The organism is Pseudomonas sp. NFACC24-1, from assembly GCF_900115235.1.
Lineage (GTDB): Bacteria > Pseudomonadota > Gammaproteobacteria > Pseudomonadales > Pseudomonadaceae > Aquipseudomonas > Aquipseudomonas fluorescens_AA.
The window spans coordinates 55,615-71,172 of the sequence record NZ_FOVS01000002.1; the positions used below are offsets into that span (position 1 = coordinate 55,615).

At 61.2% G+C, this 15,558-nt stretch carries 14 protein-coding genes; 2 read left to right on the forward strand and 12 right to left on the reverse strand.

Going from position 1 to position 15,558, the window contains the following annotated elements; translation table 11 throughout:
* Positions 1 to 60 precede the first annotated feature (60 nt).
* The 11 genes from astB to acs all read right to left on the reverse strand — a co-directional run bounded on the left by astB (position 61) and on the right by acs (position 14,093).
* The gene (astB, locus tag BM317_RS02410; protein WP_092169850.1) at positions 61 to 1,407 is read right to left on the reverse strand and encodes an N-succinylarginine dihydrolase; all 1,347 of its coding nucleotides are present in this window, start codon (positions 1,405 to 1,407) and stop codon (positions 61 to 63) included.
* A gap of 131 nt (positions 1,408 to 1,538) precedes the next feature.
* A complete protein-coding gene (gene astD / locus BM317_RS02415) occupies positions 1,539 to 3,008 on the reverse strand; it encodes a succinylglutamate-semialdehyde dehydrogenase (protein ID WP_170866242.1) in 1,470 nt (489 codons plus the stop codon).
* Positions 3,005 to 4,030 (reverse strand): arginine N-succinyltransferase, encoded by a 1,026-nt coding sequence (gene astA, locus BM317_RS02420; RefSeq protein ID WP_092169841.1) that lies wholly within the window; start codon positions 4,028 to 4,030, stop codon positions 3,005 to 3,007. Before astA ends, astD begins: the two co-directional genes overlap by 4 nt.
* 43 nt (positions 4,031 to 4,073) lie before the next feature.
* Positions 4,074 to 5,093, reverse strand: coding sequence for an arginine/ornithine succinyltransferase subunit alpha (aruF, locus tag BM317_RS02425; RefSeq protein WP_092472963.1), 1,020 nt, complete (start codon positions 5,091 to 5,093; stop codon positions 4,074 to 4,076).
* Positions 5,094 to 5,298: 205 nt separating this feature from the next.
* Complete coding sequence (locus BM317_RS02430) at positions 5,299 to 6,519, reverse strand: aspartate aminotransferase family protein (RefSeq protein WP_072346413.1); 1,221 nt, start codon at positions 6,517 to 6,519, stop codon at positions 5,299 to 5,301.
* Positions 6,520 to 6,971: 452 nt separating this feature from the next.
* Positions 6,972 to 7,952, reverse strand: coding sequence for a GlxA family transcriptional regulator (locus tag BM317_RS02435; RefSeq protein ID WP_060741007.1), 981 nt, complete (start codon positions 7,950 to 7,952; stop codon positions 6,972 to 6,974).
* A 113-nt stretch (positions 7,953 to 8,065) separates the two neighbouring features.
* Entirely contained in the window at positions 8,066 to 8,830 is a 765-nt protein-coding gene (locus BM317_RS02440; protein ID WP_053124413.1) for an ABC transporter ATP-binding protein, read from the reverse strand.
* 56 nt (positions 8,831 to 8,886) lie between these two features.
* Positions 8,887 to 9,585, reverse strand: coding sequence for an ABC transporter permease (locus tag BM317_RS02445; RefSeq protein WP_060741005.1), 699 nt, complete (start codon positions 9,583 to 9,585; stop codon positions 8,887 to 8,889).
* Positions 9,582 to 10,271 (reverse strand): ABC transporter permease, encoded by a 690-nt coding sequence (locus BM317_RS02450; protein ID WP_060741004.1) that lies wholly within the window; start codon positions 10,269 to 10,271, stop codon positions 9,582 to 9,584. The genes BM317_RS02445 and BM317_RS02450 overlap by 4 nt, the downstream gene beginning before the upstream one ends.
* A gap of 90 nt (positions 10,272 to 10,361) precedes the next feature.
* Entirely contained in the window at positions 10,362 to 11,135 is a 774-nt protein-coding gene (locus BM317_RS02455) for an ABC transporter substrate-binding protein (protein WP_072408612.1), read from the reverse strand.
* Positions 11,136 to 12,137: 1,002 nt separating this feature from the next.
* The gene (acs, locus tag BM317_RS02460; RefSeq protein WP_092169829.1) at positions 12,138 to 14,093 is read right to left on the reverse strand and encodes an acetate--CoA ligase; all 1,956 of its coding nucleotides are present in this window, start codon (positions 14,091 to 14,093) and stop codon (positions 12,138 to 12,140) included.
* Positions 14,094 to 14,571: 478 nt separating this feature from the next.
* Between acs and BM317_RS02465 the strand changes: the two genes are divergently transcribed.
* Together BM317_RS02465 and BM317_RS02470 are read left to right on the forward strand one after the other, a co-directional pair.
* Positions 14,572 to 14,835, forward strand: a complete 264-nt coding sequence (locus BM317_RS02465; RefSeq protein ID WP_092472965.1) for a DUF2790 domain-containing protein — start codon at positions 14,572 to 14,574, stop codon at positions 14,833 to 14,835.
* Positions 14,836 to 14,865: 30 nt separating this feature from the next.
* A complete protein-coding gene (locus BM317_RS02470; RefSeq protein ID WP_092472967.1) occupies positions 14,866 to 15,081 on the forward strand; it encodes a hypothetical protein in 216 nt (71 codons plus the stop codon).
* A gap of 119 nt (positions 15,082 to 15,200) precedes the next feature.
* On the opposite strand, the gene BM317_RS29800 is transcribed toward BM317_RS02470, so the two are convergent.
* A complete protein-coding gene (locus tag BM317_RS29800; RefSeq protein ID WP_139197865.1) occupies positions 15,201 to 15,542 on the reverse strand; it encodes a hypothetical protein in 342 nt (113 codons plus the stop codon).
* Between the last annotated feature and the right edge of the window lie 16 nt (positions 15,543 to 15,558).

Below are 15,558 nucleotides of genomic sequence, written 5' to 3' on the forward strand. Positions count from 1 at the left end.
TTCTCGTCTGGGGATAAGGCAACGCGCCCTGCTTTGACTGTAGTCAGGTCGCGCGCGCTTTCAATTGATCTGGAAAGGATAAACCGCGCCAAGTTTAAGGATTTGTGTCAGTTCATCCAGTGCCCCACGGCATTCGAGCAGCAACTGCGGGTCTGCCAGGTCATTTTCGGTCATGCGGTCGCGGTAGTGCCGCTCGACCCATTGGGTCAGCGAATCGTACAGCGGCGCGGTCATGATAACCCCTGGGTTGACGGCCGCCAGCTCGGTTTCATTGAGGGCCACGCGCAATCTCAGGCAAGCCGGGCCGCCACCGTTCTGCATGCTTTGCTTGAGGTCGAAGACCTTCACTTCGCGAATGACCCCGCCAGCGCCCGTCAGGCCTTGCAGGTATTGCCAGACGCGTTCGTTGCCGCGGCACTCTTCCGGCACGATCAAGAGCATGGAGCCGTCGGGACGCGACAGCAACTGGCTATTGAACAGGTAGGAACGTACCGCGTCATCGACAGTAACCGCCGAACGCGGCACGCACACCGACTGAAATTTCCCACCAACCTTGGCGAGTTTGCCGCTCAGTTCGGCCAGCATCCTGTCGGTCTCGAGAAACGCGTCCTCGTGATAGAACAGTACTTCACCATTGCCCACCGCGATCACGTCGTTGTGGAACACACCCTGGTCGATCACCGACGGATTCTGTTGGGCGTACACCACGCCCTCCTCCCGCAGCCCATGCAGGCGGGCAACGGCCTGGGAGGCTTCCAGGGTCTGGCGCGCCGGGTATTTCTGCGGTGCGGGATAACGGGTGTCGAAGGCGCTGCGACCGAAGACGAAGAATTCGACGCCGGCCTCGCCGTAGGCACGGCAGAAACGGGTGTGGTTGGCCGCGCCTTCATCGCCGAACTGCGCCACCGCCGGCAACGCGGCGTGGTGGGCGAAGTGCTGCTGGTCGGCAAACATCGCCCCCAACACACGACTGGTGGTCGGGTGTTCGATGCTGCGGTGGTATTTGCAATTCAGGTTGGCGGCGGTGAAATGCACGCGTCCATCGGCGGTGTCGGCGCTTGGGCTGACCGTGGCGGCGTTGGCCACCCACATGCTGGAGGCCGAGCAACTGGCGACCAGCAACGGCATCGCCTCTTTCGCGGCCTGCTGGATCACCTGGGCATCGCTGCCGGCAAAGCCCAACCGGCGCAAGGCCGCCACGTCCGGACGCTCCTGCGGCGCCAGCACACCTTGCTGGAATCCCATGTCCATCAACGCTTTCATTTTCGCCAGGCCCTGCAACGCCGCTTCCTTGGGGTTGGAGGACTGCTGGCTGTTGCTCTGGGACGCGACGTTGCCGTACGAGAGCCCGCCGTAGTTATGGGTCGGCCCCACTAGACCGTCAAAGTTGACTTCATAGGATTTCATCAGCGAGGCTCCACGAGAATCTGTTTTTTATAGGCATCAAATAACAACTGCGGCGCGGCTATCGCGAGCAAGCTCGCTCCCACAGGGTCTTGCACTGTCCTTGTGGGAGCGAGCTTGCTCGCGATCGGGGTTCACACCATTCTCACGCCGGGGGTCAGGGCAGCCGGCATGACAAGGCTTGGCGTTTCCAGGGACGCCACCGGGTACGCGCAATAATCGGCCGCGTAATAAGCACTGGCGCGATGGTTGCCCGAGGCACCGACACCGCCGAACGGGGCGCTGCTGGCGGCACCGGTCAGCTGTTTGTTCCAGTTGACGATACCGGCGCGGCTCTGCAGCCAGAATTGCTGGTAACGCGCCTGGGAATCGGACAGCAACCCGGCGGCCAGGCCATATTGCGTATTGTTGGCCTCGGTGATGGCCGCGGCGAAGTCCGTGTAGCGGATCACTTGCAGCAACGGCCCGAACAGCTCTTCATCAGGACGCTCGGCTACGGCCGTCACATCCAGGATACCCGGCGTCAGCAAGGCCGCCTGGGGCTGCGGCTGGGTCATGGCCAACAGCGGCACGGCGCCTTTGCCCAGCAAATGGTTTTGCGCGTCCATCAGCGCCTTCGCCGCGCCCAGGGAAATCACCGAACCCATGAACGGTGCCGGTTGCTGGTCGAAGGCACCGACTTCAAGGGTCGAGCTGACCGCCACCAGGCGCGCCAGCAAGGCATCGCCCCAGGCGCCTTCCGGCACCAGCAGGCGACGCGCACAGGTGCAGCGCTGCCCGGCGGAAATGAAGGCGGACTGGATAATGGTGTAGACCGCCGCATCGACGTCCGCCACCTCATCCACCACCAGCGGGTTGTTACCGCCCATTTCCAGCGCAAGGATCTTGTCCGGGCGCCCGGAAAATTGTTGATGCAGCAGATTGCCGGTGCGGCTGGAGCCGGTGAAGAACAGCCCGTCGATACCCGGGTTCGCCGCCAGGGCGATACCGGTTTCCCGCGCGCCTTGCAGCAGGTTCAGCACACCCGCCGGCAGACCGGCCTCGACCCAGCACTTGACTGTCAGCTCGGCGACTTTCGGCGTCAGCTCGCTTGGCTTGAACAACACGCTGTTGCCGGCAAGCAGCGCTGGCACGATGTGGCCATTGGGCAAGTGACCGGGAAAGTTGTAGGGGCCGAAGACCGCCACCACGCCGTGAGGCTTGTGGCGCAACACGGCGGTGGCGTCGCCCAGGGGGCCGCTCTTCTCGCCGGTCCGCTCGCGGTAGCTCTGCACCGAAATGGCGACTTTGTTGACCATGCTGGTCACTTCGGTCGCCGCTTCCCACAACGGCTTGCCGGTTTCTTCACCGATGCACTGGGCCAGTTCGTCAGCGTGGCTTTTCAGGGCCGCGGCAAAAGCTTCCAGCACCTGGAGGCGTTCATCCAGCGAGCGCCGTGCCCAGTCCGGGAACGCCTGGCGCGCGGCCTGCACCGCCGATTCCACTTGCGCCGCCGTGGCACCGTTGCCCGACCACAACACTTGCTGGGTCACTGGGTTCAACGACTCAAAGAGGTCGCCCTGGCCTTCCAGCCAGCTACCTGCGATGTACAACGACTTCATCATTTCGACTCCCGGGCAGCGGACAACGCAACGGCACGCACCTGATCGCCGGCATTGAGTTGAAGACGTTTGGCGGTCAGCGGATCGACCACCAGAGTGCCTGCGGCGAAACGCGCCGGTGCAGCGGTGATGCGGCAGTCTTCGCGCTTGCGGTTATGGATGAGGAACGGCGTGGCGTCATCGCCCGGCGTGCCAATGGCCAGCACCAGCGCCTGGCTGTCGCGAATCGCGCGGATCTTGCCGGTTTCGCACTCCACCGCCGGGCCGGCGTCGAAGATGTCGACGTAACCCTGATAGCTGAAACCTTCGCTCTTGAGCATCGACAAGGCCGGTTCAGTGTCCGGATGAACCTGGCCAATCACGGCCCGGGCATCTTCGGACAGGAAACAGGTGTACAGCGGGAATTTGGGCATCAGTTCAGCGATGAACGCCTTGTTGCCCACGCCGGTAAGGTAATCGGCCTGGCTGAACTCCATTTTGAAGAAATGCCGGCCCAGGCTTTCCCAGAACGGCGAACGTCCGTTGTCGTCGGACATGCCGCGCATCTCGGCAATGATCTTGTTGCCGAACAACTGCGGGAACTCGGCGATGAACAACAGCCGCGCCTTGGCCAGCATCCGGCCATTGAGGCCACTGCGGTAGTCGGCGTGGAGGAACAGCGAGCACAGCTCGGAATTGCCGGTCAGGTCGTTGGCCAGGAACAGGGTCGGGATTTCCCGATAGATGTTCAATTCCTGGGAAGCGCTGACCGTCAGGCCGACCCGAAAGTTGTACCAGGGCTCACGCAGCCCCACGGCACCGGCGATGGCGGAAATGCCCACCACGCGACCGTCATCGTCTTCGAGCACGAACAGGTAGTCCGCATCACCGCGCCCGGCTTCGCCGCTAAAGGTCTTCTCGGCCCAACCGACCCGATGGGCCAGGCGCTCTTCGTTGGCCGGCAAGGTGGTCAGGCCGGTGCCCGTGCTGCGGGCCAGGGCGATCAGAGCGGGTAAATCGCTGCTGCGTACGGGACGAACGATCATGCTATCTCCTCAAACGGGCCGCTTGCGCCACCCGCGAAACTCATTAAACCGCCACCAGGCGCACGCTGGCGCCTTCGCCAACGCCCAAGGCTTCGGCCGCTTCCATATCCAGGGTCACCGGTTTGCCCGGCGCGTAGTCGAGTTCGAGCAGCACGGCGCGGTAATCCTGCAACTGGGCATTGGCCACCAGGTATTGGCGGCCGGCGCCCTTGACCGGTTCACCGATCTTGACCGGCACCACGCGGCTCTGGGCGATCGAGCGGATGCCCGAGACGCGGGCATGCAGGGTCGGGCCACCGTCGAAGATGTCGATGTAGTGATCGGTCTCGAAACCCTCGCGCATCAGGATGTCGAAGGTGATCTGCGCCCGCGGATGCACCTGGCCCATGGCTTCCTGGGCGGCATCCGGCAACAGCGGCACGTAGATCGGGTAATGGGGCATCAGCTCGGCGAGGAAGGTACGGCTCTTCAGCCCGCACAGGCGCTCGGCGGCGGCGTAGTTGAGGTCGAAGAAGTTGCGACCGATGGCGTCCCAGAACGGCGAGTCGCCATTCTCATCGCTGTAGCCGACGATCTCGGTCACCACCGAATCGGCGAACCGCTCCGGATGGCTGGCGACGAACAGCAGCCGCCCCCGCGAGTTGAGTTCCGACCATGGCGAGCCCACCAGCTCCGGCACCACGTAGAAACTGGTCAGCAGGCTGTTACCGGTCAGGTCGTGGCATTGGGAAAGCACGTGGATCTTGTTGTGGATCTTCAGCTCACGGGAGGCGTGAACGAAGGTCTCGTTGCGAAAGCTGTAGAACGGCTCGGAATAACCGGCCGACGCGACGATGGCCGAACAGCCCGCCAGTTTGCCGGTCGTGGTGTCTTCAAGGACGAAGAAATAGCTCTCTTCACCGTTGAAGCTGACTTCGGCGGCAAACGAGGCTTCGCTTGCGGCGATCTTGTCGCTCAGGCGCTCCACATCATCCGGCAAGGAAGTGACACCGATCGGACTGTCCGCAGCCAGACGCTGTACCTCGCCCAGATCCGCCATTTGCGCGGGGCGCATCACCAGCATGGTGTCACTCCTTAACTTGAAATAAAGGGTTCGACCATAAGGGTCGATACATGAAAAAAATACCGGACCGACTACCGCATCCGTTCAAGCGTGGGAGCGGGCTTGCTCGCGAAGAGGCCATCACTTTCAACGAAGATGTTGACTGATCGATCGCCTTCGCGGGCAAGCCCGCTCCCACATTTGGATCCTGTCCGGCCCTAAGGGATCAGGCCTGGGTCAGCTTCGCCGCGGCCCGCTCGAAGCGGTCCAGGCCGGCGTCGATGTCGGCATCTTCCACTACCAGGCTCGGGGCGAAACGAATCACGTCCGGGCCGGCTTGCAGGATCATCAGGCCTTCCTGTTCGGCGGCGTTGAAGATGTCCTTGGCCTTGCCTTTCCAGGCATCGTTCAGCACGCAGCCGATCAGCAGGCCCAGGCCACGCACTTGGGTGAACAGGCCGTACTTCTCGCCGATCTGCTCCAGGCGCGCCTTGAACTTGGCGTGCTTGGTTTTGACACCACCGAGCACCTCAGGGGTATTGACCACATCGATCACCGCCTCGGCCACCGCGCAAGCCAGCGGGTTGCCGCCGTAGGTGGTGCCATGGGTGCCGACGACCAGGTGCTTGGCCAGGGCTTCGGTGGTGAGCATCGCCGCAATCGGGAAACCACCGCCCAGGCTCTTGGCGCTGGTGAGGATGTCCGGGACCACGCCGTAATGCATGTAGGCGAACAGATGACCGCTGCGGCCCATGCCGGTCTGCACTTCGTCGAACACCAGCAGCGCGTCGTGGGCATCGCACAGGTCGCGGGCGCCTTGCAGGTAGGCCTGCTCGGCCGGCAGCACGCCGCCCTCGCCCTGGATCGGCTCCAGCACCACGGCGCAGGTCTTGTCCGAGATGGCGGCCTTCAATGCGGCCAGGTCGTTATAAGGAACGTGGGTGATGCCGGTAATTTTAGGCCCGAAACCGTCGGAGTACTTCGACTGCCCGCCGACGTTGACGGTGAACAGGGTGCGACCGTGGAAGCTATTGAGCGCGGCGATGATTTCGTATTTTTCGCTGCCGAAACGATCGAACGCAACACGACGGGCCAGCTTGAAGGCGGCCTCGTTGGCTTCGGCGCCGGAGTTGCAGAAAAACGCACGCTCGGCAAACGTCGCGTTGACCAGCTTGTGGGCCAGGCGCAGGGCCGGCTCATTGGTGAAGACGTTGGAGACGTGCCACAGCTTGTTGGCCTGTTCGGTCAGTGCGCCGACCAGCGCCGGGTGGGCGTGGCCCAGTACGTTGACTGCAATACCGCCAGCAAAGTCGATCAACTCACGACCGGATTGGTCCCATACGCGGGAACCGGCACCACGCACAGGTATGAAGGCAGCAGGTGCATAGTTGGGAACCATAACCTGGTCGAAATCGGCGCGTTGTACCGCGGCTTGCTCAACGGACATCGGAGTCTCCTGATGAGGAACACCCGCCTGGAACTGGCGGGCTTGGTAAGGATTGTAAGGACAGTTTTCAGCCCGGCCTTGCCGCCAAGCGACAACTTCTTATAGCGCCAACCCACGTTTTGCGCGGGTTTACGGCAATGCGACAAATAGCGTCGCAAAGGCGCAGTTTAAACGTTGGCGCGAGGTTTGAGGCAGCGACAATCACATTTCCCCTACTTGCTGCCCCCCCCCCCTGTGGCGAGGGGATTCATCCCCGCTGGGTTGCGAAGCGACCCCAAAGCCAGGCAACTCGGGGTGCCAGATAGATTGCATTGACTGTCTTGGGGCCGCTTCGCAGCCCAGCGGGGATAAATCCCCTCGCCACAGAGTGTTGTGTCTGCCCCAACCACAGATGTTGTGCCAGCCTAGCCACAGGGACTCGTGCCTGCCCTAGCCACAGATGTTGTGCCAGCCTAGCCGCGCTCGGAAGGCACCGAGGACAATTCGAACGGGCTGCTGCTGCGCCGCTGGTTGCGATCTTCCCGCGGCGTGGCGCCGAAGAAGTTGCGGTAGGCGCTGGAAAAGTGCGGCCCCGAGGAGAAACCGCAGGACAGGCCGATCTGGATGATGGATTTGCTGGTCTGCATCAACATCTGCCGAGCCTTGTTCAGGCGCAGCTCCAGGTAATACTGGCTGGGCACGCGGTTGAGGTATTGCTTGAAGATCCGCTCCAGTTGCCGGCGAGACACGCACACATGCTGGGCGATTTCGTCGGTGGTCAGCGGCTCTTCGATGTTGGCCTCCATCAGCAGCACTGCCTGGGTGAGCTTTGGATGGCTGGAACCGAGGCGGTTCTGCAACGGGATGCGCTGGCGCTCGCCACCTTCACGAATGCGCTCGACCACCAACTCTTCCGACACCGCGCCAGCCAGTTCCGCACCGTGATCCCGGGCCAGGACCGCCAGCAACAGGTCCAGCACCGACATGCCGCCGCAAGCGCTCAGGCGATCGCGATCCCAGTCAAACAGATGGCTGGTGGCGATGACCTTGGGGAAACGTTCGGAGAAGTCATCCTGCCAACGCCAATGCACAGCGGCACGGTAACCGTCGAGCAAACCCAACTGGGCCAAGGGATAGACACCCGCCGACAAACCACCGATCACGCAACCGGCACGCACCAGTTGCTTGAGGGCGCTGCTCAGGGGCGAGGCCAGGGCGGTCGGCGGCTCATCGGCCAGCAGGAACAGCTTCTGGAACCCCTCGAGCTTGCCGGCCCAAGGCTCGCCCGGCAATTGCCAGGCGCCGGCGGCCGGCGGCTCGGCCTGCAAGAACGACAGCTCGTAGACCACATCCGGATGCACCCGCTGAGCGACACGCAAGGCCTCCTCGGCCAGCGCCAGCGTCAAGGCTTTAGTGCTGGGCCAAATCAGGAAACCAATTCGATGGGCAGTCATGGCGGGCGATCCGAAGCGAAAACAGTGTTAAAGCCAAAAGCGGCTGCAACCAAATTAGACCATCTGGCGCGCGGAGCGCAGCATGACCCAAAACAGGTGCGAAACGGGAGCGATTACTTGAGGCTGCCCGAAAGAAATTGTTGCAGGCGCTCCGATTGCGGATTGACCAGCACTTCACGGGGGTTGCCGCTTTCTTCGACGATGCCCTTGTGCAGGAACACCAGTTGGTTCGAGACCTCGCGGGCAAAGCCCATTTCGTGGGTCACCACCACCATGGTCCGACCTTCCAGGGCCAGGGCCTGCATCACCTTGAGCACGTCGCCTACCAGTTCCGGATCCAGCGCCGAAGTCGGTTCGTCGAACAGCATCACCTCAGGCTCCATCGCCAGCGCACGGGCAATCGCCACGCGCTGCTGCTCGCCGCCGGACATGTGGCCCGGGTAGGCATCCTTGCGATGGGCCACGCCGACCTTGTTCAGGTAGTGCTCGGCCTTCTCCCGCGCTTCAGCCTTGGCCACGCCCAGTACGTGCACGGGCGCCTCCATGATGTTTTCCAGCGCGGTCATGTGGGACCACAGGTTGAAATGCTGGAACACCATCGACAGCCGCGAACGCATGCGCTGCAGTTGCTTGGGGTCCGCGGCCTTCATGGCGCCATCCTTGCCGGCGACCAGTTTCAGCTCTTCGTTGTTGAGCAGAATCTTGCCGGCATGGGGCTGCTCGAGCAGGTTGATGCAACGCAGGAAAGTACTCTTGCCGGAGCCACTGGAGCCGATGATGCTGATCACATCGCCAGCGGCGGCCTTCAGGGACACGCCCTTGAGCACTTCGTGACTGCCATAGCGTTTATGCAGGTCTTGGACTTCAAGCTTGTACATGCGGTCGGTTCTCACAAAACGTCAGTCGTTGAGCAGTCGATCGGATCGATGCGTTATCAGTGCTTGCGCGGGGCCAGGTAACCCAGCCAGCGGCGCTCGGCCAGTTTGAACAGGCGCACCAGAATGAAGGTCAGGCATAGGTAGAAAGCGCCGGCCGTGATGTAGGCCTCGAACGGCAAGTAATACTGCGCATTCACCGTGCGCGCCGCGCCGGTGATGTCGATCAGGGTCACGATGGATGCCAGGCTGGTGGTCTGCAACATCATGATCACTTCGTTGCTGTATTGCGGCAGCGCCCGACGCAAGGCCGACGGCAGCAGGATCCGGCGATACAGCTTGTAGCGCGACATGCCCATGGCCTTGGCCGCTTCGATCTCACCATTGGGCGTGGCCCGCAGGCTGCCGGCGATGATTTCGGCGGTGTAGGCGCTGGTGTTGATGGCAAACGCCAGGCACGCACAGAACGTCGCGCTGGACAACCACGGCCAGAGGAAGCTTTCGCGCACGATCGCGAACTGCGCCAGTCCGTAATAGATCAGGAACAGCTGCACCAGCATCGGCGTGCCGCGGATCACGTAGGTGTAGAGCCAGGCCGTCATGTTGACGATCGGCTGCTTGGACACCCGCATCAGCCCTAGGGGCAACGCCGCCAGCAGGCCGAAGAACAGCGACAGGGCCAACAATTTGAGGGTGGTCAGCAAGCCACTGAAATACAGCGGCAAGGCTTCATAGATGACGTTGTAGTCGAAGATCATAGATCAGCCGCCCTTACGCCTACCGAGTAGCGCTTCTCAAGGTGACGCAACGCCAGCAACGAGACACTGGTGATCACCAGGTACATCGCCGCCACTGCGAGGAAGAAGGTAAAAGGCTCGCGAGTAGCATCCGCCGCCTGCTTGGCCTTGAACATCATGTCTTGCAGGCCCACCACGGAAATCAGCGCGGTGGCCTTGGTCAATACCAGCCAGTTGTTAGTGAAGCCCGGAATCGCCAGGCGGATCATCTGCGGCACCAGCACCCGGAAGAACACCTGGAAGCCGCTCATGCCGTACGCCATGCCCGCCTCGGCCTGGCCCTTGGGAATCGCCATGAATGCACCGCGAAAGGTCTCCGACAGGTACGCACCGAAGATGAAGCCCAGGGTGCCGATACCGGCTGCCAGGGGGTTCAGGTCGATGTAGTCGTCATAGCCGAGCATCGGCGCCACGCGATTGAGCAAGTCCTGGCCGCCGTAGAAAATCAGCAGGATCAGCACCAGGTCGGGAATGCCGCGAATGACCGTGGAATACAGGTCGCCCAGCCACGCCAGCCAGCGCACCGGAGAAAGGCGCAACGCAACGCCGATCAGACCCAGGACGATGGCCAGGGCCATGGACGACAAGGCGAGCTCAAGCGTCAACCATGCGCCATCGAGGATGACAGCCCCGTAGCCTTTCAACATGATTCAGGTCCTCGAAAGTGGGATGAAAAAATGGCGCAAACCGCAGAGATCCTGTTGCTTGCGCCATTTCGCACGAGTGGCGGGACGTCGTTACTTGCCGTAGATGTCGAAGGCGAAGTATTTGTCCTGGATTTGCTTGTATTTGCCGTTCTCGCGGATGGCGGTGATCGCGCCATTGATCTTGTCTTTCAGCGCATCGCCCTTGCGAACCGCGATACCGATGCCGTCGCCGAAGTATTTCTCGTCGGTGAAGGCTGGACCTACGAATGCGAAGCCCTTGCCGGCATCGGTCTTGAGGAAGCCGTCATCCAACAGGGTAGCGTCTGCCACGGTGCCGTCGAGGCGGCCGGCGGCGACGTCCAGGTAGATTTCGTTCTGCGAACCGTACGGCTTGATCTCGGCACCCAGCGGGGCCAGGACTTCACGGGCGAAACGCTCGTGGATCGAACCGCGCTGCACGCCGATGTTCTTGCCCTTGAGCTCGGCCAGGTTGTCGCTGACCTGGGTACCGGCCTTCATCACCAGACGGGCCGGGGTGTTGTAGTACTTGTTGGTGAAATCAACGGACTTCTTGCGATCTTCAGTGATGGACATGGACGACAGGATCGCGTCGATCTTGCGCACCTTCAGCGCCGGTATCAGGCCGTCGAACTCCTGCTCGACCCATACGCACTTGACCTTCATTTCTTCGCACAGCGCATTGCCGATGTCGTAGTCGAAACCGACGATGCTGCCATCCGGGGCTTTCGAGGCGAACGGAGGGTAAGCCGCTTCGATACCAATCTTCAGGGGTTTCTCATCAGCGAAGGTCGGCAGGGACAGCACGGACAGTGCCAGGGCGCCAAGCAGCACAAGTTTCTTCATCTTGGGACTCCATCGGTAAAGGGCAAAAACGGCAGAGTGAGCAACAGCCCAATATGCGAATGGGTGGAACGAACGTGGGTGCTGCGTCCTGGGAAGCTCACGGTTTATTCGACGCGAGCCACGACGAGCGAGTGATCGGCATTCTAACGACAGGCCCGAAGCCGATATTTCTTCAATGCGACAACAAATTACAGAAGCACCGAGAAAGCGGTTCGAGCATATTGACAGCCCCGCAAATTCATGCAAGAGCAAAAGAAGGGAAACCGATCTATGCTGCAAATAGCGGGCCCATTATTCGCAAACCCTTCTAATCCGGCAAGCACAGCGTGTCGGCTTATTTTCCAGAACGCCCGAAGCCGCCCTATGCCGGGGCTTCGCGTTTCACATCGCCCCGTTGTGGCGCCTTTGGTTACACATTTCGAAACACCGGTAACGTTCAGACACCTCCCACTTCAAACGCCGATATTTATTCATTCGCCGAACCCGTGGCGAGGGAGCTTGCTCCCGCTGGGCTGCGAAGCAGCCCCAAGCCAGGCACCGCGGCCTTTCGAACCCCCAACCTGTGGCGAGGGGATTTATCCCCGCTGGGCTGCGAAGCAGCCCCAAAGCCAGGCACCCCGGTCTTTCGAACACCCAACCTGTGGCGAGGGGATTTATCCCCGCTGGGCTGCGAAGCAGCCCTAAAACCAGGCACCCCGGCCTTTCGAACACCCAACCTGTGGCGAGGGGATTTATCCCCGTTGGGCTGCAAAGCAGCCCCAAGCCAGGCACCGCGGCCTTTCGCCCCCCCAACCTGTGGCGAGGGGATTTATCCCCGTTGGGCTGCGAAGCAGCCCCTAAAACCAGGCAACTCGGTGTATCAGGAAGAATGAGTTGAGGATCTTGGGGCTGCTTCGCAGCCCAGCGGGGATAAATCCCCTCACCACAAGGGCTATATGACGCGCACAAAAAAGCCCCGCCAGGCAAATGCCAGGCGGGGCTTCTTGAGGTCACAAACCGCCGTCAGGCAACGTTCATGGTCTTGTGTGTCTCGATCAAGTGCGCCACCACACCCGGGTCGGCCAGGGTGGAGATATCACCCAACCCGTCGTACTCCGCCGTGGCGATCTTGCGCAGGATGCGGCGCATGATCTTGCCGGAACGGGTCTTCGGCAGCCCTGGTGCCCACTGGATCACATCCGGCGACGCAATCGGACCGATCTCCTTGCGCACCCAGTTCTTCAGTTCCAGGCGCAGGGCCTCGCTGGTTTCTTCGCCGGCATTGAGGGTGACGTAGACATAGATGCCCTGCCCCTTGATGTCGTGCGGCACACCCACCACCGCCGCTTCGGCGACTTTCGGGTGGGCGACCATGGCGCTCTCGATCTCGGCCGTACCCATGCGGTGGCCGGACACGTTGAGCACGTCATCCACTCGACCGGTGATCCAGTAGTAACCATCCTCGTCGCGACGGGCGCCGTCACCGGTGAAGTACATGCCACTGAAGGTCTTGAAGTAGGTGTCGACAAAGCGGTCATGATCGCCGTACAGCGTACGCGCCTGGCCTGGCCACGAATCGAGGATCACCAGGTTGCCTTCGGCGGCGCCTTCGATCAGGTTGCCGAGGTTGTCCACCAGCGCCGGCACCACACCAAAGAACGGGCGAGTAGCCGAACCCGGCTTCAACGCCGTGGCGCCTGGCAATGGGCTGATCAGCACGCCACCGGTCTCGGTCTGCCACCAGGTGTCGACGATCGGGCAACGTTCCTTGCCGACATTCTTGTAGTACCAGTCCCAGGCTTCCGGGTTGATCGGCTCGCCCACCGAACCCAACAGGCGCAGGCTGCTGCCATCGGCGCCTTCGACGGCGGCGGTGCCCGAGGCCATCATCGCGCGGATGGCGGTTGGCGCGGTGTAGAGGATATTGACCTTGTGCTTGTCGATGACCTTGGCCACCCGGGTGATGTCCGGGTAGTTCGGCACGCCTTCGAACAGCAGCGTGGTCGCACCGTTGGCCAGCGGGCCGTAGACGATATAGCTGTGGCCGGTGACCCAACCCACGTCGGCGGTGCACCAGTAGACCTCGCCTGGCTTGTAGTCGAACACGCGCTCATGGGTCAACGCTGCATACAACAGGTAGCCTGCGGTGGTGTGCTGCACGCCCTTGGGCTTGCCGGTGGAACCGGAGGTGTAGAGGATGAACAGCGCTTCCTCGGCGCCCATTTCCTTCGGTGCGCAAACGGTGCCGGCCACTTTCATCAGGTCTTCGTACCAGATGTCGCGGTGCTGGTTCCACTTGATGCCACCACCGGTGCGCTTGCACACGATGACTTTCTGGATGCTGCTGGTTTCCGGGTTGGTCAACGCGTCATCGACGTTGGCCTTGAGCGGGATCTTCTTGCCGGCGCGAACGCCTTCGTCGGCGGTGATCACCACTTTGGATTTGCAGTCGATGATCCGCCCCGCCAGTGCTTCAGGGGAGAAACCGCCGAACACCACCGAGTGAATCGCACCGATCCGGGCGCAGGCAAGCATCGCGACCACAGCCTCAGGGATCATCGGCATGTAGATGGTCACCACGTCGCCGCGATGCACGTCCTGGCCACGCAGGGCGTTGGCGAACCTGCAGACTTCTTCGTGCAGTTCGCGATAGGTGATGTTGCGGCTCTCGGACGGGTCATCACCCTCCCAGATAATCGCAATTTGATCGCCGCGCTCGGCCAGGTGACGGTCGAGGCAGTTGTAGGACACGTTCAAGGTGCCGTCGGCGAACCACTTGATATCGACATGGTGATCGTCGAAGGAGGTCTGCTTCACCGTGGTGAAAGGCTTGATCCAATCGAGGCGCTTGGCCTGCTCGCGCCAGAAGCCGTCCGGGTTGACGACCGACTGCTGGTACATGGCCTTGTAGGTCGCCTCGTCAGTCAGCGTATTGGCCGCAACCTCGGGACGAACGGGATACACAGAAGCCGCACTCATCTTTCTTACCTCGGTGAATAGTTGTTTTTGTATGGTCCCGTTGTAGCCCGGGGCGGGCCTATAGAACCATTCGACGATGGTAGTAACAAGTCCCTACAAAATGTCGGTACTAACCTGAAACCCCCTCCCGCCAGGCTTTTCCCTGTGTGGGAGCAAGCCCCCCTCCCACAGTTTGTCCTACACCACAGATCCAATGTGGGAGCGAGCTTGCTCGCGATGACGGCAGCACCTCCAACATAGATGCCACAGACAACCCCACCACCTGCAGCGATTATTACCAGATCAACCAACAGTGTTTATCAAAACCAAGGCTTTTTGCGCCCAGCCCCACTCCCTAAAATTCATCTCGCCAACCGGCAAACACGATTAACGCAACACAGCCCCCACGAAGGCCGTTAATCCAACTTCCAATACACGTTCCACACGCAACCCCAAAAAGGTTGCGTGACCCCACTCGACCTGAAGAAAGGTGAATTAGATGAAAGCTTTATGGGTTCTGGTCCTCGGCAGCCTTTGCGCCAGCGCGATGGCAGACGAGGTCCCGACCGATGTCGCACAGCAAAAACCCGCCATTGAGGAGTACACCTACTCCACCCACCTGGATATCGCCAAAGTCATTTCCATGAGCGACATCCCCAATGTCTGCGAAGTAGTGCCAGCGAAGATGGAATACGACGACTCCAAGGGCCAGCGCCATATCCTGCGCTACAGCGTCATGGGCAACGGCTGCTCCAACGGCTGATCGACTTCGAACGAACCAGGAGCAACCACCATGAAAAGCAAACTGTTCTTCGCCTTGGCCCTGTCCATACTGGCCGCCAATAGCTTCGCCGCCGACGGTTTCGATCGCACCGGTTCCGCCGCCGCCACCGACCGCTACAACCCCACGGATGCTGCCACGGTCGCCACCGACGATCACAACCACACCGACCCGACCACGGTCGCAGCCGATGGCAACGACCGCACCGGTTCGGCCCGTACCGATTGATCATTACTGGCATTTTCCACGGCCCGGTTTCGATCGGGCCTGGTTGTGTCTGAAACCGCTGAAAACCCTCCGAAAACACAACATGTAGTGCAAAACCACAAAAAACGCTCGTTTTTTGATCAAAACCAACCGCCGTTCGACCCAGGCAAAAAAAATCTTCGGCGGCCAAAGCCTTGTAAATACTCGCTCCCACGCAGATATGCCCTTCGCGACGCCTTCTGTGAGCCATTTCGCCGCAGCACGTAGGCAAAAAAGTCCTTATAATGCCGCCTCAAACGGGCCTGCAATATTCCCTTACAGGGGATCAAGGCTGCCTGAAGCCCACGCCAGCGCCAAATGCCTCCCGGCGTTCTGCGCCGCTTCGGAACGACCCGTACATTTTTCTGTTTATTGCCTGCGTCAGCTGCTGCAACAAACGATTTTTCAAGATCCACCGCGGCCAGTAGGCCTTCATCGGGCATCTGGCCCTCACGCAGG

Excerpts from the sequence above, each read along its gene's own strand:
- astB (WP_092169850.1), bottom strand. The coding sequence starts at position 1,407 with ATGAAATCCTATGAAGTCAACTTTGACGGTCTAGTGGGGCCGACCCAT.
- astD (WP_170866242.1), bottom strand. The coding sequence starts at position 3,008 with ATGATGAAGTCGTTGTACATCGCAGGTAGCTGGCTGGAAGGCCAGGGC.
- astA (WP_092169841.1), bottom strand. The coding sequence starts at position 4,030 with ATGATCGTTCGTCCCGTACGCAGCAGCGATTTACCCGCTCTGATCGCC.
- aruF (WP_092472963.1), bottom strand. The coding sequence starts at position 5,093 with ATGCTGGTGATGCGCCCCGCGCAAATGGCGGATCTGGGCGAGGTACAG.
- BM317_RS02430 (WP_072346413.1), bottom strand. The coding sequence starts at position 6,519 with ATGTCCGTTGAGCAAGCCGCGGTACAACGCGCCGATTTCGACCAGGTT.
- BM317_RS02435 (WP_060741007.1), bottom strand. The coding sequence starts at position 7,952 with ATGACTGCCCATCGAATTGGTTTCCTGATTTGGCCCAGCACTAAAGCC.
- BM317_RS02440 (WP_053124413.1), bottom strand. The coding sequence starts at position 8,830 with ATGTACAAGCTTGAAGTCCAAGACCTGCATAAACGCTATGGCAGTCAC.
- BM317_RS02445 (WP_060741005.1), bottom strand. The coding sequence starts at position 9,585 with ATGATCTTCGACTACAACGTCATCTATGAAGCCTTGCCGCTGTATTTC.
- BM317_RS02450 (WP_060741004.1), bottom strand. The coding sequence starts at position 10,271 with ATGTTGAAAGGCTACGGGGCTGTCATCCTCGATGGCGCATGGTTGACG.
- BM317_RS02455 (WP_072408612.1), bottom strand. The coding sequence starts at position 11,135 with ATGAAGAAACTTGTGCTGCTTGGCGCCCTGGCACTGTCCGTGCTGTCC.
- acs (WP_092169829.1), bottom strand. The coding sequence starts at position 14,093 with ATGAGTGCGGCTTCTGTGTATCCCGTTCGTCCCGAGGTTGCGGCCAAT.
- BM317_RS02465 (WP_092472965.1), top strand. The coding sequence starts at position 14,572 with ATGAAAGCTTTATGGGTTCTGGTCCTCGGCAGCCTTTGCGCCAGCGCG.
- BM317_RS02470 (WP_092472967.1), top strand. The coding sequence starts at position 14,866 with ATGAAAAGCAAACTGTTCTTCGCCTTGGCCCTGTCCATACTGGCCGCC.
- BM317_RS29800 (WP_139197865.1), bottom strand. The coding sequence starts at position 15,542 with ATGCCCGATGAAGGCCTACTGGCCGCGGTGGATCTTGAAAAATCGTTT.